General features: G+C 65.9%; 20 protein-coding genes and 1 tRNA gene. 5 read left to right on the top strand and 16 right to left on the bottom strand.

All coding sequences use genetic code 11. From position 1 onward, the window contains the following. Positions 1-9: 9 nt before the first annotated feature. On the top strand, positions 10-471 hold the full coding sequence (locus WC729_RS00260; RefSeq protein WP_372848337.1) for a Pycsar system effector family protein: 462 nt from the start codon (positions 10-12) through the stop codon (positions 469-471). Between the two features lie 8 nt (positions 472-479). On the opposite strand, the gene WC729_RS00255 is transcribed toward WC729_RS00260, so the two are convergent. The 7 genes from WC729_RS00255 to WC729_RS00225 form a co-directional block, all read right to left on the bottom strand. Next, positions 480-1,307: a hypothetical protein gene (locus tag WC729_RS00255; protein WP_372848335.1), complete on the bottom strand. Its 828-nt coding sequence runs from the start codon at positions 1,305-1,307 to the stop codon at positions 480-482. Continuing rightward, a complete protein-coding gene (locus tag WC729_RS00250) occupies positions 1,304-1,801 on the bottom strand; it encodes a hypothetical protein (RefSeq protein ID WP_372848333.1) in 498 nt (165 codons plus the stop codon). The genes WC729_RS00255 and WC729_RS00250 overlap by 4 nt, the downstream gene beginning before the upstream one ends. A gap of 126 nt (positions 1,802-1,927) precedes the next feature. Next, complete coding sequence (locus tag WC729_RS00245) at positions 1,928-2,833, bottom strand: NAD-dependent epimerase/dehydratase family protein (RefSeq protein ID WP_372848331.1); 906 nt, start codon at positions 2,831-2,833, stop codon at positions 1,928-1,930. Beyond that, complete coding sequence (proB, locus tag WC729_RS00240) at positions 2,830-3,960, bottom strand: glutamate 5-kinase (RefSeq protein WP_372850967.1); 1,131 nt, start codon at positions 3,958-3,960, stop codon at positions 2,830-2,832. The genes WC729_RS00245 and proB overlap by 4 nt, the downstream gene beginning before the upstream one ends. Positions 3,961-4,005: 45 nt before the next feature. After that, positions 4,006-4,923: a hypothetical protein gene (locus WC729_RS00235; RefSeq protein ID WP_372848329.1), complete on the bottom strand. Its 918-nt coding sequence runs from the start codon at positions 4,921-4,923 to the stop codon at positions 4,006-4,008. A gap of 69 nt (positions 4,924-4,992) precedes the next feature. Then, positions 4,993-6,039 carry a GTPase ObgE gene (obgE, locus tag WC729_RS00230; RefSeq protein ID WP_372848327.1) on the bottom strand — a complete coding sequence of 349 codons (1,047 nt, stop codon included), beginning with the start codon at positions 6,037-6,039 and terminating at the stop codon, positions 4,993-4,995. 47 nt (positions 6,040-6,086) lie between these two features. Next, positions 6,087-6,671, bottom strand: a complete 585-nt coding sequence (locus WC729_RS00225; RefSeq protein ID WP_372848325.1) for a TetR/AcrR family transcriptional regulator — start codon at positions 6,669-6,671, stop codon at positions 6,087-6,089. Between the two features lie 66 nt (positions 6,672-6,737). Between WC729_RS00225 and WC729_RS00220 the strand changes: the two genes are divergently transcribed. Further along, positions 6,738-7,598, top strand: a complete 861-nt coding sequence (locus WC729_RS00220) for a metal-dependent hydrolase (RefSeq protein WP_372848323.1) — start codon at positions 6,738-6,740, stop codon at positions 7,596-7,598. 33 nt (positions 7,599-7,631) lie between these two features. On the opposite strand, the gene WC729_RS00215 is transcribed toward WC729_RS00220, so the two are convergent. The 5 genes from WC729_RS00215 to WC729_RS00195 all read right to left on the bottom strand — a co-directional run bounded on the left by WC729_RS00215 (position 7,632) and on the right by WC729_RS00195 (position 12,503). Continuing rightward, a complete protein-coding gene (locus WC729_RS00215) occupies positions 7,632-10,124 on the bottom strand; it encodes a TonB-dependent receptor plug domain-containing protein (protein WP_372848321.1) in 2,493 nt (830 codons plus the stop codon). 181 nt (positions 10,125-10,305) lie between these two features. Further along, positions 10,306-10,851 carry a GNAT family N-acetyltransferase gene (locus WC729_RS00210; protein ID WP_372848319.1) on the bottom strand — a complete coding sequence of 182 codons (546 nt, stop codon included), beginning with the start codon at positions 10,849-10,851 and terminating at the stop codon, positions 10,306-10,308. Between the two features lie 171 nt (positions 10,852-11,022). Further along, on the bottom strand, positions 11,023-11,292 hold the full coding sequence (rpmA, locus tag WC729_RS00205) for a 50S ribosomal protein L27 (protein ID WP_272627607.1): 270 nt from the start codon (positions 11,290-11,292) through the stop codon (positions 11,023-11,025). Positions 11,293-11,304: 12 nt separating this feature from the next. After that, positions 11,305-11,682, bottom strand: coding sequence for a 50S ribosomal protein L21 (gene rplU, locus WC729_RS00200; protein WP_372850965.1), 378 nt, complete (start codon positions 11,680-11,682; stop codon positions 11,305-11,307). A 176-nt stretch (positions 11,683-11,858) separates the two neighbouring features. Continuing rightward, positions 11,859-12,503: a glyoxalase superfamily protein gene (locus WC729_RS00195; protein ID WP_372848317.1), complete on the bottom strand. Its 645-nt coding sequence runs from the start codon at positions 12,501-12,503 to the stop codon at positions 11,859-11,861. A 263-nt stretch (positions 12,504-12,766) separates the two neighbouring features. Between WC729_RS00195 and WC729_RS00190 the strand changes: the two genes are divergently transcribed. Further along, complete coding sequence (locus tag WC729_RS00190) at positions 12,767-15,517, top strand: TonB-dependent receptor plug domain-containing protein (protein WP_372848315.1); 2,751 nt, start codon at positions 12,767-12,769, stop codon at positions 15,515-15,517. Positions 15,518-15,592: 75 nt separating this feature from the next. Here the strand turns inward: WC729_RS00190 and hspQ are convergent, their stop codons facing one another. Further along, positions 15,593-15,973: a heat shock protein HspQ gene (hspQ, locus tag WC729_RS00185; RefSeq protein ID WP_272627605.1), complete on the bottom strand. Its 381-nt coding sequence runs from the start codon at positions 15,971-15,973 to the stop codon at positions 15,593-15,595. A 149-nt stretch (positions 15,974-16,122) separates the two neighbouring features. On the opposite strand from hspQ, the gene WC729_RS00180 reads away from it, so the two are divergent. Further along, positions 16,123-16,210, top strand: a tRNA-Ser gene (locus WC729_RS00180). Between the two features lie 78 nt (positions 16,211-16,288). Continuing rightward, complete coding sequence (locus tag WC729_RS00175) at positions 16,289-17,212, top strand: hypothetical protein (RefSeq protein ID WP_372848313.1); 924 nt, start codon at positions 16,289-16,291, stop codon at positions 17,210-17,212. Here the strand turns inward: WC729_RS00175 and WC729_RS00170 are convergent. From WC729_RS00170 to WC729_RS00160, 3 genes are read right to left on the bottom strand one after another with little or no spacing between them, the layout of a single operon-like run. Next, positions 17,188-17,484, bottom strand: a complete 297-nt coding sequence (locus WC729_RS00170) for a PqqD family protein (protein WP_372848311.1) — start codon at positions 17,482-17,484, stop codon at positions 17,188-17,190. The two genes, WC729_RS00175 and WC729_RS00170, sit on opposite strands and share 25 nt — an antisense overlap. A 16-nt stretch (positions 17,485-17,500) precedes the next feature. Further along, positions 17,501-17,653 carry a hypothetical protein gene (locus WC729_RS00165; RefSeq protein WP_372848309.1) on the bottom strand — a complete coding sequence of 51 codons (153 nt, stop codon included), beginning with the start codon at positions 17,651-17,653 and terminating at the stop codon, positions 17,501-17,503. Between the two features lie 38 nt (positions 17,654-17,691). Next, positions 17,692-22,806, bottom strand: coding sequence for a beta strand repeat-containing protein (locus WC729_RS00160; RefSeq protein WP_372848307.1), 5,115 nt, complete (start codon positions 22,804-22,806; stop codon positions 17,692-17,694). Positions 22,807-22,883 lie beyond the last annotated feature (77 nt).

Raw genomic sequence — 22,883 nt, 5'->3', positions numbered from 1 at the left:
GCGGTTCATATGGTTCGCACCGCGCAGGCGATCCATGTCCAGCTGAGCGCGATGGCGGATCAGAAGGCGAGCATCCTGATGGGGGCGAGCTTCGTGATCTTCACCATCACGATCAACCAGAGCCATGGCACGCTGCCGCCGCTTCCGTTGCTGGTGCTGGGCAGCTTCGCCTTTGTCAGCGCGGTACTGACGGTGCTGGCGATCATTCCCAAGACCAGGATGCCGCCGGGTACGCCGGTCAACCTGCTGTTCTTCGGATCTTTCACTCAGCTGTCGCAGGGCGAGTTCGTCGACCGGGTGGTGGACGCGATGGCGGACGAAGAGACGATGCTGCGTACCGTTGCGGCCGATCTCTACGGCAACGGCCAAGTGCTGCAGCGGAAGAAATATCGTCGGCTGGAGCTGGCCTACAAGGTGTTCCTGGCCGGGCTGGTCGCCTCGGCGATCGCCTTTGTCGCTCAGTTCATCTAGCGCTCAGGTCACTGCCCCGGCTTGCCCGTCCGCAGGTCGACCGCCCGCCCGCGATCATAGCCGAGAATGCCGGGGATCGGCGCCAGCCGGTTGATGCCGCCGGCGCCGGGTTCGTAATATTCGCCGACGACCTCGAACCGGGCCGGCTCACGGGCAAGGCCCTGCAGCGCGGCCGGGACCGGGGTCGCGGCTTCCGCCGGCACCAGTGCCTGCCCGAGCACGAACCCATATTGGAACATGGACGGCCCCAGATTGTCCTCCAGATGCGGGATGGGAGAGGGCTTGTGGACCTTGTTGACATAGAGCGAGCCGATATCGGTAATCACTCCAGCCTGCGCACCGAAGCTCACGGTGCCCAGGCAGTTGCAGGTTACCAGGCCGCGGCCGCCGACCGTGGAGCCGTACAGGATATAGGTCCCCGCCGGCACCTCGAGCAGGATCGTGCGCAGTTCGCCGTCTTCGAGGAACTTGCCCGAATCGACCACGAAGCTGTTGGCCTTGCCGGCATAGTCGAATTCGAATTGGTCGATGCCCGGCACCTTGCCGTCTTTCGCCTTTTTGGTCAGCTCGGGCAGGGCCTTGTCATAGGCGAGCTTCTTGGCGGCACGATAATCGTCCAGCTCCTGCGCACCCGGGATACGCAGCAACACATGCTGGATGGCGAACATGCCAGATTTCGCCTTGCTCGTTCGCAACAGCAGATAGGCAGCATCCGCGCGAAGGGACGCCGGCGCGGCCTGCAGGGGGATGACGCCGGCATTGTCCTTCGCCAGACCGACAGCTGGTGTCGCCAAAGCGATGGAGAAGGCCAGCACAGTCAGCGCGATCCGCTTCATTCGGTCACTGCCTCGTCCTGTGGCTTGGGCGCCGACGCGAGCTTGGCCTGCATCAGCAGCAATTGCTGTTCGTCGCCGTTGTTCAGCGTATCCCACGCCTTTTCCGGGATCGCATAGCGTTCATAGCCGCGCGTCCCCATGCACCGGCGCATCTTGTTGCTACGCACGCCGCGTTCCATCTTCGGCAGGATGACCGCGGCCATCGCGCCGAGGACCACGACCCCGGTCACCATCTGTACCACGCTAGGGCCCATGAGAAATATCGTGCCTTGCCTGGTTTCCCGGCGATGGGCTTCGTCCCACGGAATGAAGCCGGGAACCTGGGCAGGCCCGGCCACGATCAGATGCGCCCGGCATTCGGCGAGATCCCGATATGCTTCGGCAAAACTCACCCCGGGATTGTTGAAGTAATAGAATTTATAGCCCTCGCTGCGGACTTTCGGGTCCGGCGATGGCGAGACGTCGGGAACCGTCACCGTCGCGGGATCAGGCAAGGCTTGCGGTACGTCCGCGGCCTGTGCGGCTGCCGGCAATGGCTGAGCCAGAAGAAGCAGGATGGGCGCATATCTCATCATCCGGCAGTCCTCAGCTATTTCGCGGCCGCACGCAATAAGGCCCCTCTAGAGCAGGCCATTCGCCCGGTACCAGGCCGCGGTGGCAGCGAGGCCGCGCGGCGTGGGCACCTGGGGTTGCCAGAGCGAGCGGGCGGGGCGGCGTGCCGGATCGATCGTCCAGTCCGGGTGGCTGAGATAGCCCACGCGATCCGCAGTGAGCTTGGCCTTGGTGCCACGAAACAGCCGGTCGCCCCTGGCCGCGAGCGACAGCAAACCCTTGGGCAAGGCCAGGGGCAGCACGCGCTGGCCGACCGCCGCGCCGATCGCGCGGGCGAAGGCATCATGAGTCCAGCCGCCTTCGACTCCGTCGTCCGCCTCGAGGATCACCCGGCCTGGATCGGTCGCGACCAGCGCCAGCAGCAGCCGCGCGAAATCGCCGACCTCGATCACCGAGATCTTGCCCGGCGGCGGCAGCAGGGCGAGGCCGCGCTTCGCCAGGCGGAACATGTCGCGCATCTCCATGTCGCCAGGGCCGTAGATCGCGGTGGGCCGCACGATCGTCCAGTCGAGCGAGGAGGCTTCGACGACATGCTCGGCGCCCGCCTTCGACCAGCCATAGGCGGACAGGGAAGGCTCGCGTGCGGCGAGCGAGGAGACGTGGATGAAGCGATGGGCACCCGCGCCGGTCGCTGCGTCGACCACCGCCTGAGTGCCGGCGATATTGCCTGCGGCGAAGCCGTCGCGATCCGGCGCGTTCACCACGCCCGCGACATGGATCACGGCGTCGGCACCGCGCACCAGGCTGGTCAGCGCCATTCCGGTGTCGAGCGCACCCGACACCCAGGTGACGCGCGCAATGTCGGGCTGTGGACGGCGGGTGAGGGCGCGGACTTCATGGCCAGCCTGCACTGCGAGTTCGATCAGCGTCCTGCCGACGAATCCGGTGCCGCCGGTGATCGCGATCAGGCTCACACCAGTGCCATATGGTTACGATGGACCAGGGCGCCGCGCGGCGCGTAGCCGAGGATCGCGGCGAGCGCGTCGCTGCGGCGGCCGATGATCTTGCCGGCGTCGGGTGCGTCATATTCGGCAAGCCCGCGCGCGACCGGCTTCCCGTCAGGTCCGCAGATCGCGACCAGGTCGCCGCGCCGGAACTTGCCCTCGATCCGCACCGCACCGGCGGCGAGCAGACTCTTGCCGCCGAGCAGCGCCTTCATGGCGCCGGCATCGATATGGATTTCGCCCTTGGCGGTCAGCCCGCCCGCGAGCCAGGCTTTCCGCGCGGGCGCGGTCTTCTCGGCGACGAACACCGTGCCGCGACCGCTTTCGGCAAAGGCACTGAGCGGGCTGATCTGATGGCCCGAAACGATGGCAAGATGCGCGCCGGCGGCGGTCGCGATGCGGGCGGCGGCGATCTTCGACACCATGCCGCCCGATCCCATGCCGGAACCGGAGCCGCGATCCGCCATCGCCTCGATCCTGGCGTCGATTCGCTCGACGCGGTCGATCATCGTCGCAGCGGGATTGGTGGTCGGATTGGAATCGTACAGGCCGTCGACATCGGACAGCAGGATCACGCCCTGCGCGCCCGCCGCCTGGCCGACCCGGGCGGCGAGGCGGTCATTGTCGCCGAAGCGGATTTCCTCAGTCGCGACGCTGTCATTCTCGTTGATCACCGGCACAACACCGAGCGCGAGCAACCGGCTGAGGGTGGCGGCGGCGTTGAGATAGCGGCGGCGATCCTCGAGATCGTCGAGCGTGATGAGAATCTGCGCTGCCGTCAGCCCCTCGGCACCGAGCAACTCCGCCCAGACCTGGCTCAGCGCGATCTGCCCGGTCGCGGCGGCGGCCTGCGCGTCCTCCAGGCTGGCACGGCCACCCTTGGGCAGCTTCAGCCGCCGGGCCCCGAGCGCGATCGCGCCCGAGGAGACCACGGCGATTTCCTGGCCGGCCCTTGTCCGGGCGGCGATGTCGGCGACAAGGCTGGTCAGCCACTCCCGCCGTACCGTTCCGTCAGGCGCGACCAGTAGCGCCGAGCCGACCTTCACGATCAGGCGGGGGCATTTGGCCGGGGAGAAGGAGAGCGGGGCGCTGGTCATCACTCAAGCGCTTAGCGGCGGTTTCGCCCGCAATCCACCGGCACGTCACACGATCGAGGGGCGCCCGATATCGCTGCGATGGCCGGTCGGCGTCGCGGCGAGCCGTGCCACGACCGCTTCGCGCGTTTCCTCGTCGCCGGCGCGGATCTCGCCCAGCTCGGCGGCGGTAAGCAGCACGACCGGCACGATGCGCACGGGCGATAGCGGCATGTCCTCGATCAGCGCGGCGAAATCGGGGGCAGGCCCGCCGATCAGCACGCCGATCGCATCGTCGGCGGTGACGAAATCCTCGGGGAGCTGGTCCTTGATCGCATGGGACGAAGAAACGCCGGGCACTTCCATCGAGAGCACGCCATAATGATCGAGCTGGCGCTCGATCCCGCCGGCGCCGGCGACCGTTCCCGCGACATTCCGGAGCAGCTCGAGCATCCAGCTCCGCGTGAGCGGGGTTATGTCGCCCGGCGTTCCGGCGAGGTCGCCGGGCAGGTCGGCGCTTTCCACGAACAATTCCAGGTTGAAGCCGTTGGTGTCGCCGCCATCGTCGAACGGATCGGACAGGCCATCCGTTGCGACCAGGATCGATCCGTTCGCCCGGCGGATCACGCGGTACGCCTGGCGTGTGGTCGGCCAGGCCGGGCCGCCCATCAGCCCTGGGCTGATGAGGTGCGTGAGGACGTCGCCCTCGACGTTGCCCACGCTCGCCCAGAAAGCGTCGCGCCGTGCCGCGGAGCGCTGCAGCGCATCGGGCTCGACGGGCGCGTCCGGCTCAGCGACCGCTTCCGGTGCGGTAACGGCTTCGGGCTCTGCGACGATCTCGGGTTCGGCGACCGTTTCGGGCTCCGCCACCGCCTCGGGTTCGGCGACCGCTTCAGGCGCGACAGGCGCTTCGGGAACCACGGTCGCCGGCTCCGACGGGGCAGGGGCCCGGCCGAACAGTTTCCGGATCAGATCGAAAAACGCCATGTCCACATCTCCCGCTCGGTTTCAGGGCAATGGCCCCGAATCACTACGGCGTGATTGCGCGCCAATGCTTCACAGCGGTGACCACTCGATCGTGTCTTCCGCGCCATCGTCGCGTACCGGCGTGGTTGCGGCAGGACCGATCGCTTCGAGCAGCCGGTCGAGCACGGCCTCGATGCCCTCGCCGCCGGCGCCGGACATGGGCAGCACTTCCGCCTTGCTGGCGCGCTTGAGCTTGGTGATGAGCTTCTTGGCTTCAGCGGGCTCGATCGCATCGACCTTGTTGAGGCCGATCACCTGCGGCTTGTCGATCAGGCCGGCGCCATAGGCGTCGAGCTCGCCGCGCACGATGCGGTAATTGCCGACCGGATCCTCCTCGGTCGCGTCGACCAGGTGGAGCAGCACCTTGCAGCGCTCGATATGGCCGAGGAATCGGTCGCCGATGCCGGCGCCGTCCGCCGCGCCTTCGATCAGGCCGGGGATGTCGGCCACGACGAATTCGCGGTTATGGCGGCTGACTACGCCGAGCTGCGGGCGGACGGTGGTGAAGGGATAGTCGCCGACCTTCGCCTTGGCATTGGTCACGGCATTGATGAAGGTCGATTTGCCGGCATTGGGCAGGCCGACCAGCCCGGCATCGGCGAGCAGCTTCAGCCGGAGCCACACCCAGGCTTCCTGATAAGGCCAGCCGGTACCATGCTGGCGCGGGGTGCGGTTGGTAGAGGTCTTGTAGCTCGCATTGCCACGGCCGCCGTCGCCGCCGCGCAGGAACACTTCGCGCTGGCCGGCGACGGTGAAGTCGGCGAGCACCTCCTCCTTGTCCTCGGACAGGATCTGGGTGCCGATCGGGACCTGGATGACCAGATCGTCGCCGCCGGCGCCCGTCATGTTCGAGCCGGAGCCGCCATGGCCGCGCGGGGCCCGGAAATGCTGGGTGTAGCGGAAGTCGATCAGCGTATTGAGACCGGCGACCGCCTCGAAGATGATGTCGCCGCCCTTGCCGCCATTGCCGCCGTTCGGGCCGCCATATTCGATGAACTTCTCACGCCGGAAGGCGACGGCGCCGGGGCCGCCCGCGCCCGAACGGACGAAGATCTTTGCTTGGTCGAGAAAATGCATGGCCGCTCTCTAGCGGAAATCGCAATTTTATCCAGTAGAGGCGTTGATCAGGCGTTTTCGCCCTTGTGCGACGCCATCAGCACATTGGCGGCGAGCTCGCGTGCCTTCTCGCGGGGCAGGCCGAGCGCCTTGGCCATCGGCCCGCCGAGCAGGGCGTCGCCAAGCGCGGTGAGCACAAGCTGGAGCGTTTCCTCATGGATCGTCATGCGGCCGGGCGCATGATCCTCCGACAATTCCTCGACAAGGTTGTGGATCGCCTCGAGGATCGGATCGAGCGCATCCTGATTGCCGGTCAGAATCATCCAGCTCGCCATGGCGCCCGCGCCGCGGGCGAAGGCGTCGAAGGTCATGTCGACCACTTCGCGCGGATTCTGGTCGGTCTCTCTCGCGCGCTTCGCTGCCGCGCCGATCTGTGCGGTGATCTTGTCGGCAAGGTGCTTGATCAGCGCGCGCTGCAAATCCCCGGCCGAGCCGAAATGATGCAGCAGATTCGCGTGCGTGCGGCCGATCCGCGCCGCGACGGCCTTGAGCGTGACGGCCTGGGGGCCTTCCTCGACCAGCAGCGCGCGCGCTGCCTCGATCGCGGCTTCGCGTGATTCTTCCGGGCTGAGGCGTTTGCGAATTATTGACACTAGTGTAAGTAAAGCCTATTGACAGTCTTGTAAGCGACCCATGTTTCTATCTGTTCGGAGGTTTTCGTGGCGAAAGCAACCACTCCCGGCGACCTGACCATCACGCCGCGCGATCGCCGGTTCGGCCGCGAGACGAAGATGGGCCGCTGGTGGCTCAACAACGACCCTTACGCTACGGCTTTCTACAATGCGCTGTCGGTCACCTTCCCGCGCGGCGAGGCGTTCTTCGTCGAGAGCGTCCGCGCCTATCGCGACGGCACGCCGCCCAAGCTGGCGGGCGAGATCCAGGCGTTCATCAAGCAGGAAGTGATGCACACGCGCGAACATGTCGCGTTCAACCGGCATGTCGTCGACCAGGGTTATGACATCACCCGGCTCGAGGCGCGAGTGCAGCAGGGGCTCGACCTGACCAAGGGGCGTCCCCCGATCGCCAATCTGACCGCGACGATGGTGCTCGAGCATTTCACCGCGATCATCGCGCATGAGCTGCTCGCCACGCCGCGCCATCTCGCCGGCGGCGAGGAGGAGTTCGCCAATCTGTGGCGCTGGCACGCCGCCGAGGAGATCGAGCACAAGGGCGTTGCCTACGACACCTGGCTGCACGCGACGCGCGACTGGACCGAGTGGCAGCGCTTCAAGGTAAAGGCGCTGGTGATGCTGCGCGTCACCGCCAACTTCACCCGCGGCCGGACGCGCGGGATGCTCGACCTGCTGGCGCAGGATGGGCTGACCGGGCCCAAAGTGTGGGCGAAGATGTTCTGGTACGCCTTCGGCCGGCCCGGCATGGCGCGCAAGATCGCCGGGCAGTGGCTCGCTTTCTTCCGGCCGAGCTTCCACCCGTGGAACCATGACGATCGCAAGCTGATCGGCATGTACGAGAGCGAATATGAAGCGGCGGTGCTGCCGCGCGAGACCGTCGCGGCCTGAAGGGGAGGGCCGGCGAACCGGCCCTCCGTCTCTTTACCAGGTCACGCCGACCCGGGCGTAGAGATAGCGCCCGTTGAAGCCGAACGGCGAGTAATAGGGGAAGCCGACCAGGCCCGTGCTGTTGAGGATGGTCCCGCGCGACGAGGCCAGCTTCACATAATCCGGATAGGTGTCGAACAGATTGTTCGCGCCCACCGCCAGGTTGACGTTGCGGATCACCTGATAGCGCGCCTCGAGGTCAAAAATGGTGTGGCGGCCGGTATGGATGTCGTCCTCGGCAAAGCCGTTGCTGCTCGGCTGAGTGACGTCGCCATAATAGGAGCCGCGTGCCGTCACGCCGAGGTCGCCGAGCGACCAGTCGACCGTGCCGACCACCTTGGTGCGCGGCGTGCCCTGCTCGAACGAGATGATGCGCTGGCGGCTGAAGATCGGCAGGACCACGCTGGTCGAGACGCCGTTGACCAGGGCAGTGACCGTCGCCGGTGCGGGGGCCCGCGTCACCTTGATGTCGTTGAAATTGCCGGCGGCGGTGAGATCGAACGTGCCGATGCCGTCCGTCACCGCGCGGTAATGCGCGACGACGTCGATGCCCTTGGTCGTCGAGCGGATGCCGTTGAGGAAGAAACGCCCGGCGGTGACATTGGCGGAGGCGGGATTGGACGCGAGCAGGGCGGCGACCACGGTGCCGCTGAGATTCTCCGACAAGGCGATCTGATCGCGGACCTTGATGCGATAGGCATCGACCGTCAGGTCGAAGCCACCCGAACGCAGCACCACGCCGGCCGAGAGGTTGGTGGCCTTTTCCGGGCGCAATGGCTTGCCGCCGAGTGCGGTGCCGACCGGGCTGACCGAGGGGAACAGGCCGGTCTCGACGATCCCGCCATTGCTGAGCACCGAGGCCGTCGAGGTGAAATATTGCTGCTGCAGCGACGGTGCGCGGAAGCCGGTCGAGGCAGTGCCACGGATCGCGAACCAGGGCGCGAATTCGTAGCGCGCGCTGAGCTTGCCGTTCACCGTCTCGCCGAAATCCGAATAGCTCTCGCCGCGGACTGCGGCGCCCAGAGTGAGCGCTTCGACTGGCTTGGCCTCGATATCGAGATAGCCGGAGACGTTCGACCGGTGCACGTCGACCCGGTTCGATGGCTGGAAACCCGGAAAGCCCTGGGCACCCGAGCCGAGCGTGGACGGCGCCGGCGTCGGGAGGCTCGGGTTGCGGTCATAGGAAGCCGGGTCGCCGGCCCCGATCTGGAACCCTTCGCGGCGGAATTCTCCGCCCCCGGCTAGGTTGATCGTACCGTCGCCCAGCGGCAATTCCTTGGAGATGTCGAGCCCGCCGACGATCTGGTCGTAGACCAGCCTGCCGTCATAGAATTCCCGCGCGGAATTCGCGCCATACGTCGCGTTGCCGGAATTGCGCGTGTAGAATGTCAGCTTGTTCCGGCCGTAGGAGAGGTTCAGGTCGACCTTCCAGCCGGACACTTCGCCCCGCAGGCCTTCAGTGAGCGTCACGTCCTCGGACTTGACGTTGATCAGCGGGGTGAAGCCGTCGGGATAGAGGGTGGCGAGGGCCGCCGCGCTGAGATTGTTGTCGGTGCCGCCATTGATGCGCGGCGTGGCCGCGCTGGTGCTGTCGCGGTGCTGATAGCCGCCGAACCCGTAAAGCTCCCAGCCACTGTCGCCCAGCCCGTAGCCGGCATTGGCATAGATGCTGTACTGCTCCACCTCCGGGTCACCGAACCGCGAGCGCACCCGGATCGGGGTCTTGCGCGGATCGAAATCGCCGCGGCTGGTGGCATTGCGGTTCAGATATTCGGCGGACAGCGTCAGAAAACCTTGCGATCCCAGAGCCAGACCCTGCCAGCCCGAAACGGTGACGGTCTCGCCGTCATGCTCGTTGCGGCGGCCGCGGGCGGTCTCCACGTCAGTGACGTACTGGCCATAGGTCACGGTCGCGCCGCCGCCGCTGCGGGCTTCGCGCAGGCGCAGATTGACCACGCCGGCGATCGCGTCGGAGCCATATTGCGCGGCGGCACCGTCGCGCAGCACCTCGATCCGGTCGAGTGCGACCGACGGGATGGTGTTGAGGTCGACCGCGGCCGACCCGCGGCCGACCGAGCCATTGGTGTTGAGCAGCGCCGAGGTATGCGCACGTACGCCGTTGATCAGCACCAGCGTCTGATCCGGCGAGAGGCCGCGCAAGGTGGCCGGGCGGATCGAGTCGGTGCCGTCCACGGCGGACGAGCGCGGGAAATCGATCGACGGCACCACCGCCGAGAGCGCGGCACCGAGTTCGGTCGTGCCCTGGCGCTGCAGCGTGGCGTTGCTCAGCACGTCGACCGGCGAGGCGCTGTCGAAGCGCGAGCGGCCCGTGGTGCGGGTGCCGGTGACGACGATATCGTCCTGGTCAGCCGGGGTTGCGGCGTCGGTCGTATCGGCAGGGGCGGGTGCCTCCTGCGCCGCGGCCATCGAGCCATAGGTGAGGGAAATGGCGGACACGGCCAGGGTCAGGACGGATCGCGAAGTCATGTATGGAAACCCCTTTGTTCTGCTTCCCAATCCGTAATCTGGCCAAAGGTTGCACCACGGATCAGCGGGTTACCATAATCCTCCTATTCAGTAGGAATTGATGCGAAGAAATCGTTTTCGCGCCTAAAGCCGGCGTCGAAAACGGACATGCCGCCCTCTCCCCGCAGGGGGAGAGGACGGGTCATGCCGCCATCTTCACGTCGCACATTCGGCCCTCGTCGAGGTCGAGTTCGAACACCGCGCAGGGCACTTCGGTGCCGCGCCCGCGCGAATGGCGGGCAACGATGTCGCCGGTCGGCCGGAAGCCGAGCTTGGTCAGCACCCGGCCCGAGGCCGGATTGTCGACGAAATGGCCGGCGCGGAGGTGCTTCACGCCGAGCGCGTGGCGGGCCATCTGAAGCACGACGCGCCCGGCCTCGGTCGCATAGCCACGACCCCAGGCCGAGGGCGTCAGCCAATAACCGAGCTCCCAGGCATCCTCTTCCCACCAGACCGCGATGGTCCCGACGATGCGCGGATAGTCCAGCTCATGGCTGAGGATCACGAACCGGGCGTCGTCGGCCGCGCGTGGGCGGGCGAGGAATTCCTCGGCATCGGTGAGCGTATAGGGCCAGGGCGCGCGCGCCAGATTGGCGACGACCGCCTCATGCGCGATCGCCTGGGTCAGCGCCGGTGCGTCCTCGGGCCAGCCGGGGCGCAGCGTCAATCTTGCAGTCCGAGCGAACATCTTACTCCTCCTCGTCGGTCGCATCGCCGCTCGCACGCCGGGATGACGCAGGAACGACAATGGGTGGGGAGGGAGCATGAAAAAAGGGAGCCGGGGCGACCCGTCTCCCTTTTTCGGTTCTCTTGCAAAAACCCGGGTCGCCCAAGTGGGCAACCCGACCGGTTACCCGTTTTATTCGGCGGCAGCCGCCATAATCTCTACCGAGCAGAACTTGCGGCCGAGCTTGCCTTCCTTGAACGACACGCGGCCGTCCACGAGGGCGAACAGGGTATGGTCCTTGCCCATGCCGACATTGGTGCCCGGGTAGAACTTCGTGCCGCGCTGACGCACCAGGATGTTGCCCGGAACGACGGTTTCGCCGCCAAACTTCTTCACGCCAAGACGACGGCCGGCCGAATCACGACCGTTGCGCGAGGAGCCGCCTGCTTTCTTATGTGCCATCTAAACTACTCCTTACGCCTGGGCGGCCGGGGCTTCAGCCTCGGCAGTCGCGGGGGCTGCATCGGCCTTCTTCGCCTTGGCCTTCTTCTCCTGGGCACCGATCGCGGTGATCTTCAGGATCGTGTGCTGCTGGCGATGGCCGTTCTTGCGGCGATAATTGTGACGACGCTTCTTCTTGAAGATGATGACCTTGTCGGCCTTCGCCTGGGCGATGATCTCGGCGGAGACCGTGAGGCCCTCGACCGACTTCAGCTCCGAGCCTTCGCCTGCAAGCAGGACGTCAGCGAGCGTGATCGACGCTCCTGCTTCACCGTCGAGCTTCTCGACGACGATCTTGTCTCCAGCGGCAACGCGATACTGCTTGCCGCCCGTGCGCACCACTGCGAACATGGCCTCAATCACTTTCCAAATGCATGTGCCCGCGCAGGCATGCCCGGCGGGAGAAGGGGCGCAGCTAAGGGAGACAGGCGATTCTGTCAACGCCGAATTGCCCTTCCGCCGGTCAGCGGGGCTGCGCCGGGACGATATAGGCGCTCGGGCGCGAGTCGTCCACGCCCCTTACGTTCTCAGAGGACCGCCGCCGGGCGATACTGGACGAAGGAGAGGACGTTCCCGTCCGGATCGCGGACATGGAAATCCGTGCCGCCCCAGGCCTGTTTGACGAGCCCCTGCGCGAACGCGACGCCGCGAGTGCCGAGTTCCTCGAACATTGCCTTGACGTTGCTCACCTCGATCGTCGCCAGGATGAGCGAGCCTTCGCGCGCCGCCAGCTCGGCAAAGTTGGGCTGGTGCACGAAGCGGAGGTGCAGGCACAGGCCGTCGCGCGACATGGAGCCGTAAAAGGGCGGGTTGCCGTGAAGGAAATCCACCGTGAAGCCGAGCTTCTCGCCATACCAGGCGGCTGTCGCCGTGACGTCGCGCACGAACAGGATTGGCGTGATGCGCTTCAGCGCCAGCGGTACGGGCTCCACCCTTGGCCGTGCCAGGCCATCCATGCCGGCCTTTAGCGCCGCCCAGGTCGGGAAGCCGGCTTCGACCGCAACGATCTCCTGCGCGAGGGTAAGGGGCAGGGGCATGTCCAGCGCCTCATGATCGGTGAGATGACGATAGCGATGAAGCAGGCGGAGCTTGCCGCCGACGGAATAATTGCCCTCACCGTGCCAGCGGACCAGCAGCTTGGCATGTTTGCGATAGGCTTCGAGATTGGGCATGGCATGGGCTCCGGCTGAGAGAGTCAGCGGGCGGGCCTGGCCCTTTCGGCACCGCGCCGATGCACCCCGGGAGAGCATCGCCAGACTAGGTTCTGTGCCTCCGGCCTGTCAATCGACCGGCCCGGCTGCTCGGTAATTGTGCTCACGCGGCCACAGAAAGCAAAATACGTCCGGGTTGGTCCTAATTGCCATGGCGCGCAGAGGGATACCGCATAGGCTGAGGTCATAAGGGGGGCATCCCCCGCAAAAAAAGGGGACCTCCAATGCGTCGATCCATGCTTTCCATCTTGTCCATCTCCGTCTCCGCGCTCGCGCTGTCAGTGCCGGCCTATGCCCAAACCGCTCCGGCTGCGCCGGAAGAGGATGTGACTCCGGAGGATACGGTCATCGTGACCGGTACACGCGTCGCGAATCGCACGGCGTCCGACAGTGCCGTGCCGATCGATGTCATTTCCGGAAAGGCGCTCGAGTCCTCGGGTCTTGGCGAGACCAACAAGATCCTCAACCAGCTCGTGCCGTCGTTCAATTTTCCGCAGCCTTCCATCTCCGACGGGTCCGACGTGCTGCGCCCGGCGACCCTGCGCGGCCTGAGCCCCGACCAGACTTTGGTGCTGGTCAACGGCAAGCGTCGGCATGTCTCCGCCCTGCTCAACATCAACGGCACGGTCGGCCGCGGATCGGCCGCGGTCGACCTCAACACCATCCCGGCGCTCGCGATCGAGCGGGTCGAAGTGCTGCGCGACGGTGCCTCCTCGCAATATGGGTCGGACGCGATCGCGGGCGTGATCAACATCCAGCTGAAAAAGGCCAATCATGGCGGCCGCGCCCAGGCGAGCTTCGGCAAATATATCACGACGCTGGACGGCGTGGACAATGTCACCGGGCTGCAGACGACCGGTGGCGCGCCGTTCCTCAGCACGACCGATTCCCGCGTGTTCGCGGTCAACTCGAATGGCGAGCGCAAGGCGCGCGACGGCGAGTTCACGACGCTCGCGGCGAATATCGGCATTCCGATCGGCGAGGGCTATGTGAACCTGACCGGCGAGTATCGCGACCGCAACGCGACCAATCGTTCCGGCGCCGATATCCGGCCCAATTATAACCGCCCGACAGCAGCGTTCGACCCGCGCGAGCTGACCTTCAACCGGCTCAGCTTCAAGTACGGCGATGCCAAGACCGAGGATTACAACGTCTTCGTCAACGCGGGCGTGCCCGTCGGCGGGCTCGAGCTCTATGCGTTCGGCTCGTACAGTCACCGCGACGGCCTGAGCGCGGCGAATTATCGCCAGCAATCGACCGCCGGCAACCGCGACTACGGGTCGATCACCCCGGCGACGACGCCCAGCGCCGCCAATTTCACCGCGCTGACGCCCGATGGCTTCCTGCCCTATATCGCCACCGACCTGGACGATTATGCGGGGACGCTCGGCCTCAAGGGCGACGTGATGGGCTGGGGCATGGACCTGTCGATCGGTACTGGCCGCAACCAGTTCGACTACCGGGTCGAGAACAGCCTCAACACGTCGTTCGGCACGGCGAGCAAGCGCAACTTCGATGCCGGCGGCCTGGCCTTCCGCCAGATCGTCGCCAATGCGGATTTCTCCAAATCCTATGATGTCGGCTTTGCGACGCCATTGTCGGTCGCCGTCGGCGCCGAGTTCCGCAACGAGAATTTCAAGATCCGCCCGGGCGAAGTGCAATCCTATGCAGCCGGGCCGTTGTTCCAGCCCTCGGTCGTGACCACCGCGGCGAACTGCGTCACGCTGGGCGGCGTCTATACCGTTGCCACTGGCGTCTGCAGCTTCCCCGGGCGCGCGGCACCGGCTGGGGCGCAGGGTTTCCCCGGCCTTCCCGCATCGGCGACCACTGATCGTAGCCGCAGCAGCTATGCCGCCTATATCGAGCTCGACACCGATATCGTCGAAGGCCTCACCAGCACGGTTGCCGGCCGCTTCGAGCATTTCACCGATTTCGGCAACACGGTGAACGGCAAGCTGGCCTTGCGTTATGAATTCACCCCCGGGATCGCGCTGCGTGGCTCGATCTCCAACGGTTTCCGCGCACCGTCGCTCCAACAGCAATATTTCACGACCACATCGACCAACTTCATCGGCGGCCTTCCCGTCGATATCAGCACGCTCGCGGTCGACAGCCCGGTGGCAAGGACGCTCGGCTCCAAACCGCTCAAACCAGAGAAATCGCTGAACCTGAGCGTCGGCGCGACCGCCAATCCGTTGCGCGGGCTCAACATCACGGTCGATTACTACAACATCAAAATCCGCGACCGGGTGGTGCTGACCGAGAATCTCGGCGCGGCCGGCAGCGGCACCGCTGCGGTCAACGCTGCCGTGAAGGCCATCCTGGACGCCAATGGCTATCAGAGCGTCGGCGCCGCGCGTTTCTTCATCAACGGGCTTGATACGACCACCCAGGGCGTCGACGCGGTGGTGAGCTACCGCACGCCCGTGAGCGGGTTCGGCACCTGGAACCTGACCGCGGCCTACAACCACAGCAGCAACAAGATCGACAAGCGCCTCAACGCGCTGGGGCCGCTTGCGGCGATCCCGAATATCGTGCTGTTCGGGCGGGTCGAGGGCATCCGTTTCACGGATGGCCAGCCAAGCTCGAAACTGGTGCTGAGCGCCGAGGGCGACATCGGGGACTTCGGCATCACTGCCCGTACGACCCGCTATGGCGAAGTCGTCGCGCCCGACGCGGCGACGCCGATCGCCAGCCCGACCAGCCTGGTCGATCTGGGACCGGACGATCAGGTGCTCAGCGCGAAGTTCATCACTGACCTGGAAATCCGCTACACCTTCGCGAAGACGGTGACCCTGGCGATCGGTTCGGACAATATCTTCGACGTCTATCCCGATCGGCGCCCGACCGGCGCGCGTCCGACTGCGGTGGGCGGGGTCTATCCCGCCAATTTCCAGTATCTGCCCTATACCGGCTTCTCGCCGTTCGGCTTCAACGGCCGATTCGTTTACGGGCGCGTGGCGATCAACTTCTGACCTGAAGCACGACATGAAAAAGGGGAGCCTCGGCTCCCCTTTTTTTGTTCGTTGCCTTTCAGAGCGGCGTGTCGATCAGTGCTTGTGCTCGCGGCGCAGCTGATAACGCCCGTCGGCGAAGTCGGTGAACAGGTCGGAGATCGCCGGATGGTCGATCGGCTCGTCGGTGTCGTCGGCGATCAGGTTCTGCTGGCTGACATAGGCGACGTAGCTCGATTCCATGTTCTCGGCGAGCAGGTGATAGAAGGGCTGGTCCTTGCGGGGCCGGATATTCTCCGGGATCGCCTCATACCATTCCGCGCTGTTGGCGAAGATCGGGTCGACGTCGAAGATGACGCCGCGGAAATCGAACATGCGATGGCGCACGACGTCACCGATCGCGAAGCGCGCATGGGAGACGGGCGGCAGGGGGATCGTCGCGTCGAAAGGATGAGCTGGGATATGGGCACGAGGCATGACGTCAATCTAAGGACTCTTTTGCGCCGCACAAGCAGATAGGCCGCGAACCGGTGCTTGTGCGGCGATTGGCTTTGCGTTAGAGGCCCGCGCTCTTCGACCGGCACCCCGCGCTTTCACGGGCCTGGGTTGCTCGCAAAGACCTCTGCGGAGAGGTGCCAGAGTGGTCGATTGGGACGGTCTCGAAAACCGTTGTGCCGCAAGGTACCGTGGGTTCGAATCCCACCCTCTCCGCCACCTTCTCCAGTAGAATCGACAAGCGCCGCCTGGCCGCATAGCAAGGTCGCGTTTGCGCCAGGGAGTTTGCGCCGGACCATGACGGACCTTCCCGGCGACCGACCTGTGTATTTCTATTCGCTGTTCGGCCTGACCGTTCGGTCGGAGATGGAACTGCCCGAGCTTCACCCGGCTGACGGGGCCGAGATCGATGTCGATATCCGCTTCGGCGATCTCGGCCCCGAGCACTCGGCGGTGCAGGAACTAGCGGTGACCGGGGCGGGGGCCGTGCTGCACGTGCCGAAAATCGCCCGCTACGGCATCGAACAGGGTTGCCGCATCCTCGTAGACCCCGTGGAGGGCGCGTCACCGCGTAATGTCCGCCTGTTCCTGCTTGGCTCCGCGTTCGGTGCGCTCTTGCACCAGCGCGGTCTCATGCCGCTTCACGCCAATGCCGTGGTGGTCGGCGGCCGCGCGATCGCCTTCACCGGCGCGTCCGGTGCCGGGAAATCGACCCTGGCATCGCTCTTCCACGATCGTGGCTATCCGCTGCTGTCGGACGATGTGTGCGTGGTCGGCTTCGACGCGACGGGCCGGCCGGTCGCGCATCCCGGCATTCCGCACATGCGGTTGTGGCGCGATTCGCTCGAGCGGTCCGGCCGCACGACGGAAGGCTTCGAGCGGGCGCTCGACGGGCGGGACAAATATAATGTGCCGGCGCGTCGCGGTGCGGCACCGGCCGACATGCCGCTGGGCGCGATCTTCGTGCTCAAGCGCGCGGAGGAGGTGCAGCGGGTGGCCATCAGGCGGCTGCGCGGCGCCGAGGCGTTGAATGCCGTGCTCGCGAATACCTATCGCGGGCGGTACATCGCGGTGCTCGGCGACACGCAGCGCCATTGGTCAGCCAGCGTGGCGCTTGTCGGCAAGGTGCCGGTACTGGAGCTGGAGCGACCGTGGAGCCCGGATTGGTTCGCCCCGACGCTCGACGCGGTGCGGGCCTATCTGGACGCGGATGCCGCCTGATCGCCTTCCAGGACAGCCAGGCCGTCCTTCTGCAGGTCTCGGAGCAGAAGCACGACCTGATCGCCGCAGGTGGCGGGATCGACATCGAAATCGGCCGTCAGGGCGGCGCAAATGTCCGCGACGCTCCTGGGGCGATCGAGCAGCGCCCAGATGTGCGCAGCGGTCGCGTTGAAGCTGTAACAGGTGCCGTTCTCGATATGGAGCGCGACAAGTTCCCCGTCGATCTCCGCCTCGACCAGCCCCGGCAGGCGGCGCGCGGTCAGCGCGTTCATCGTGGCACCCGGCAGATCAGGAGCCGAAGCTGAGCGCGCCGTCCGGGATGATCGGATCGAAGCTGTTTTCGGCGTCGCCTGCCTTCATCTTTTCGACGCGCGGGGCCACCCAGGCGCGGCGCGGCTGCGATGCGCGCTGCGTCGTGGAAGGCTTGTCGACCTGCTTCATTCCGGTTTCCCCCTTTAAAACCTTGAACAATCCATTGCTTATAGGACGAAATCGGCGCCCGTGAAGCTGTATCCACCCAGCGTGGTGACGGCGATGGCGAAATCGGCGATGCCGTCTCCGTCGACATCGCCCTCGACCGTCCAGCTATTGCCTGCGCCCGACACGCGCAGTTCGCCCGCGACATGATTGAACGCGTCGGCGCCGATATAGGAAAAGACGTTGTTACCCGCGCCGGCGGTGCTGGCGTCGATCACCGAGAGATCGATATGGTCGCCGGCGTTGAAGTCAGTGATCTGGTCCATCGCGCCGGTGGTCGATTCAGTGATGGCGCGGAAATTGAAGCTGTCGTTGCCGCCGCCGCCGGTCATCACATCCTGGCCGAGCCTGCCCCAGAACTGGTCGGCATTCGCGCCGCCGGTCATCGTATCGTTGCCGGAGCCCATCATGAAACGGAACGAGCCGTCGCTTTCGTCCGAGCCATCGAACGTCACGTCCTCGCCCGCCTTCAGCGCGTTGGCCGAGATGGTCAGCACCTGGCCCGCGCCGACATTGGCGTCGTCGAGCGCGACATTGTAATCGAACGAAGTGCCCGGTGGGGCAAAGCGCGCGTCGGTCGCCGACATCAGCACTAGCGTCTCGATATTGGTCATCGTCGTCGCAAGGAAGGTGACCCCGCCCGAATAGTCTCCGCGCAAGCCCAGCTGGTCGTCGAGGCCGCCCTGGCCGTCGACCCGGTCGGCGCCGGTGAAGCGCCCGTCATCGCCGAAGAAGAACGCATCGCTGCCCTGGCCACCGGTCAGGTCGTCATCGCCAAGGCCGCCATAAATGAGGAAGGCGCCATTGGTTTCCGCCGCCCCGTTGAAGGTCAGGCTCTCGCCCGCCTGCAGCAGATTGGCGTTGATCGTCAGCGTCTTGCCCGCGTCGACATTCGCGTCGACCGTCGTCAGATCGTAGCTGTACGAGTTGCCGCTGGTGTCGCCGAAGCTGGTCGTGCTCCCTGAGAAGATCACCAACGTCTCGATGCCGCCCAGATTGTTCGCGCCGAAGGTCAGCGCGTTCGCGCCGGTATAATCGCCCTGCAGCCCGACCTGATCGTCGCCGCCGGCGCCGCCATCGACGCTGTCGGTCGCGTCGAGCGCGGCGCCGAAATAGAAACCGTCATTGCCCCCGCCACCCGACGCGCTGTCCGTGCCGCCATGCTGCAGCATGTAGAGATCGGATGCTGCCCGGCCAGTCAGGACGTTGTTGCCGGTATCCCCGGCGAGGCGGTCGTCCGCCGATGTTGCGCCGTTCACCGTCACCGATACCGTGGCGGTATCGTCGCCGGTCAGTTCATAGGTGAAGCTGTCGGTCGCGCTGGTGTTGAGCGCACCCGTTGCGGTGTGCGTGGCCAGCTCGACCAGCGAGTTGAACGCGCCGTGCGGATCATAGGTCAGGGTGCCGTCGGCGTTCAGCGACACGCGGGCGCCTGACGTCAGGGTGGTGAAGTCGCCCGGATTGGTCAGCGTGACGCCGTTGACCGTCGCCAGCACGGCCGCCGGATTGTCGACATCGGTGTCGTTCGCCAGCACGTCGATGACGACGGTCGCATTCTCCAGCACTGTGAAGCCGCTATCGTCGATCGCCACCGCGGCATCGTCGACCGGATCGACGGTGATGCCCAGAACCGCGGAGATGCTGCCCGGGCCGCCAGTGCTGTCGTTATTGTAGGTGGTGATGGTGCCGTCGAGCAGGTTGGTGACCACGATATCCAGGTCGCCGTCGCCATCCGCATCGCCCAGCGCGACGCCGACGGGCTGGCCGTCGCTGTCCAGATCGATCGGTGCCTGGAAGGTGCCGTCGCCATTGCCTGCGAGGATCGAGATCGTGCCCGGATCGTCGCCATTGGTGACGACGAGGTCGATGAAGCCGTCCCCGTTGAGGTCGCCCGCGACGATCTGCGCTGGCGCGCCAGTCGCGGTGGTGGTGTAGCCGACCGCGGCGGCGAAGGTGCCGTCGCCATTGCCCAGCGCGACCTGCACGCCGCTGATCGAGCTCGGGTCGGACAGGTCGGCGACCGAGGAGAAGGCAATGTCGAGATCGCCGTCGCCATTGAAATCGGCCAGCACCACATCCGTCACATGCGCCGCGCCGCTCAGCACCTGAGTCGCGGCATCGAAACTGCCGTCGCCATTGCCGAGCAGCAGGTCGATCGATCCAGGCGAGACCTGGCCCGGCAGGGTGCCGGCATTGCCGGCGAGCACGTCGACGAACCCGTCGCCATTGACGTCGCCGATGGCGATCGCGCCGGTGAACTGGCTGGTCGTCGCTGAATAGACCGGCGGCTGGAACACGCCCGGCGCGCTCTGCAGGATTACGCCGATTCGGCCGTTATCGGCATCGGCGACGATCAGATCGGTCAGGCCGTCGCCGTTCAGGTCCGCGGCCAGCAGATCCGTCGCGTAGGGGACGGCCGCGATCGTCTCGGTATCGCCGGTGAGCGACGAGACATAGCCGACATAGCCGGCACCGGCCGCATCATAGCTGGAGAAGCCGATATCGAGATCGCCGTCGCCGTCGAAGTCGCCAAAGGCGAAGGCGCTTGGCGCCCCGCTCGGGATCGGGAAGCTTCCGGCGATCGTGTTGCTGAACGCAACAATGCCGCCGTCGAGGCCGAAGATCAGGTCGGCGGCGCCGTCGCCGTCAAGGTCGGGGAAGGCGATTGCCGTCGCCGGCACGCCGAGCACGAGGGGCGGGAATTCAGTGAAGGCGATCGGCCCGCCCGAGCTGACGGCTGCTGCCGAAATGTCCAGCTGGTCGGTCCCGTTATAATCCTGCTCGCCCAGATAGGTGAGGCCGTTCGTCGCCGCGAGCGTCGCGTTGATCTGGTCCTGGGTGGCCGTGATGGTGATGCTGTACGAACCGTTGGTGCCGCCGGTGATGGCGCTTGCGTCGATACCGCCGGCCACGTCGGTGCGGATGTCGAGCGTGCCGTGCGCAGTGCTGAAGGTAACCGTCACCATGCTCGTCGCCGGGTCGGCGGCGACGCCGTCGACCACGATGCCGGTCAGGGCAATCGCCGTGTCCTCGTCCCCGGTCACATCGGGTCCGGTGATGATCTCGGCAAAAGGAAGCACATCGAGCGCGACGGTCGCGCTGGTGGTGTCATCACCGCCGGCACCGTCGACGAAGGTGAAGGTGACGGTGCGCGAGCTGGCGGCGGTGAGATTGTCGGTGTTCTCATAGAGGATGCTGGCCGCGACCAGCTCGACCGCGCAGGCGCAGGCATCGGCGTTGAAGGTGACGACCAGCGGGGCGCCGTTGACGCCGCCGCTCCAGGTGCCGACGATGTCGCCTTCATAGGTGACGTTCGCCCCGTCGAGACCAAGCTCGCCGGGCCCGGCGCCGAAATCCTCGATGGTCAGCTGATCGCCGGCGGTGCCGCCGGTGATCGCGATCGTCATCGTCGCGCCGTCCCAATCCTCGTTATCGTCGTCGAAGGTCGCGTAGAAGGCGAGATAGGCCGGCGGATCGCCCTCGACGAAGGTGGCGGCCGCATTGTTGCCTGGCGCGAAGAAATCGAGATCGAGCTCCGGCGCGTCGTTGACCGAGGTGATGACGATGTTGGCGGTGGTGCCGCCGCTCTGCTCGCCCCCGTCGCCGCTGTTGCCGCCGTCATAGATGTCGAGCGTCAGGGTGGTGCTGGAGGGCGGGAAATCGTCGTCCGCGGTGTAAGTAACGACGCTGGTGGCGTCGCCGTTCAGCAGGGCGTTGATCTCGTCGATCGTGCCGGTCAGCGTCACTTCCCAACTGTCATTGTCGGCGATGACGACGCTGGTGCCGCCCGCTTCGATGTGCAGCACGCCATAGTTGACGCCCAGGATCACGGTGACCTCGCCGGTGCCGGCATCGGTATCGGTGACGGAAAGGCCGGTGTTCTTGAGGTCGAGTGCGACCTGCTCGGTTGCGGCATAGTCGGTGAGCGGTGCTGTAGCGGTCGGTGCGTCGTTGGTCGCCGCGACGTCGAGCACGACCAGCGCGCTGCCCGTGTCGAACCCGCCAAGATCAGTGCCGCCGCCATCGACCAGGGTGAAGCTCAGGGTGCGCTGATCGGTTGAGGGTGTGTCCGAATCATTGGCATAGGCGATGTTCGCCATCACCGTCTGGACCGCGCAGTGGCAGGCATCGGCGTTGAAGGTGATGACCAGCGCCGCGCCGTCCTCGCCCCCGCTGATGGTGGCGACGTCGACGCCCTCATAGCTGATCGTCGTCCCGACCACGGCGATTTCGCCGAGGCCGGTGCCGATGCTGTTGACCGTCAGCTGATCGTCCGCCGACCCGTTGCTGTCGAACGCGATGGTGAGCGTCGCGCCGTCGAAGCTGTCATTGTCGTCGGCGAGCAGCGCAAAGGGCGCGAGCAGGAGAGGGGCGTCGCCCTCGGTATAGCTGGCCACCGCGTCATTGCCGGGCTCGAAAAAATCCAGATCGAGCACTGGGGCGTCGTTGACTGCCGCGATCGTGATCGTCGCGGTGTCGACGATCGGCACGCCGCCGCCATCGTCGATCGAGGTGCTGATCTCCGCGCTGGCCGGCGGCGTATCGGTATCGGCGAGGTAGGTGATCGTGCTGGTGGCGTCGTCGTCGAGCAGTGCCTGGATCTGCGCCAGCGTGCCGGTGATCGTCACGCTGCCCGTGCCGCTGTCCGCGACGTCGGCCCCGCTGGAGCCGGCGGTGATCGTCAGGGTGCCATAGTCGACCGAGATGACGACGCTGATCGGGTTCAGGCCCGACCCCGGATCGTCGAGCAGGATGGTGCCCTTGAGATCGAGATCGACCTGCTCCGTCGCGTCGTAGGTTGTGGTGAAATCCTGCGGCTGGAGCCCGCCGCCATCGCGCAGCTGGGCACGAAATTCGGGGAAGGACAGTTCGGGTTCGAACAGGGCAGGTTGCGTGTCGACGGGCTCGTCAAACAGGCTCGATACCGACACCATGGCGCGCTCGTCGGCCAGATCGCCATGGGTCGGCCGTCCTGGTGCCGCCGCCGAGAACAGGTCGCGATCGAGATCCGAGAATATCGGTGCGATGTTGTTGGCGGCCGGGTCGGATCGCTGGTCGAACGCGTCCAGATCGACGGCAACCGCCTCCTCGTCGAACTCAAGTGCGACCTTTGCCATCGATTTTCCCCCGTCAGCGCCTCGACCCGTCCCGCCCGGATTCGTGCGCACCCACTTTAGTAACCTTAATTTAGTTC

Origin of the sequence: Sphingomonas sp., from assembly GCF_041661825.1 — a bacterium.
In the GTDB taxonomy this organism is placed as follows: Bacteria; Pseudomonadota; Alphaproteobacteria; order Sphingomonadales; family Sphingomonadaceae; genus Sphingomonas.
This window is presented reverse-complemented; position numbering and strand designations above follow the sequence as displayed.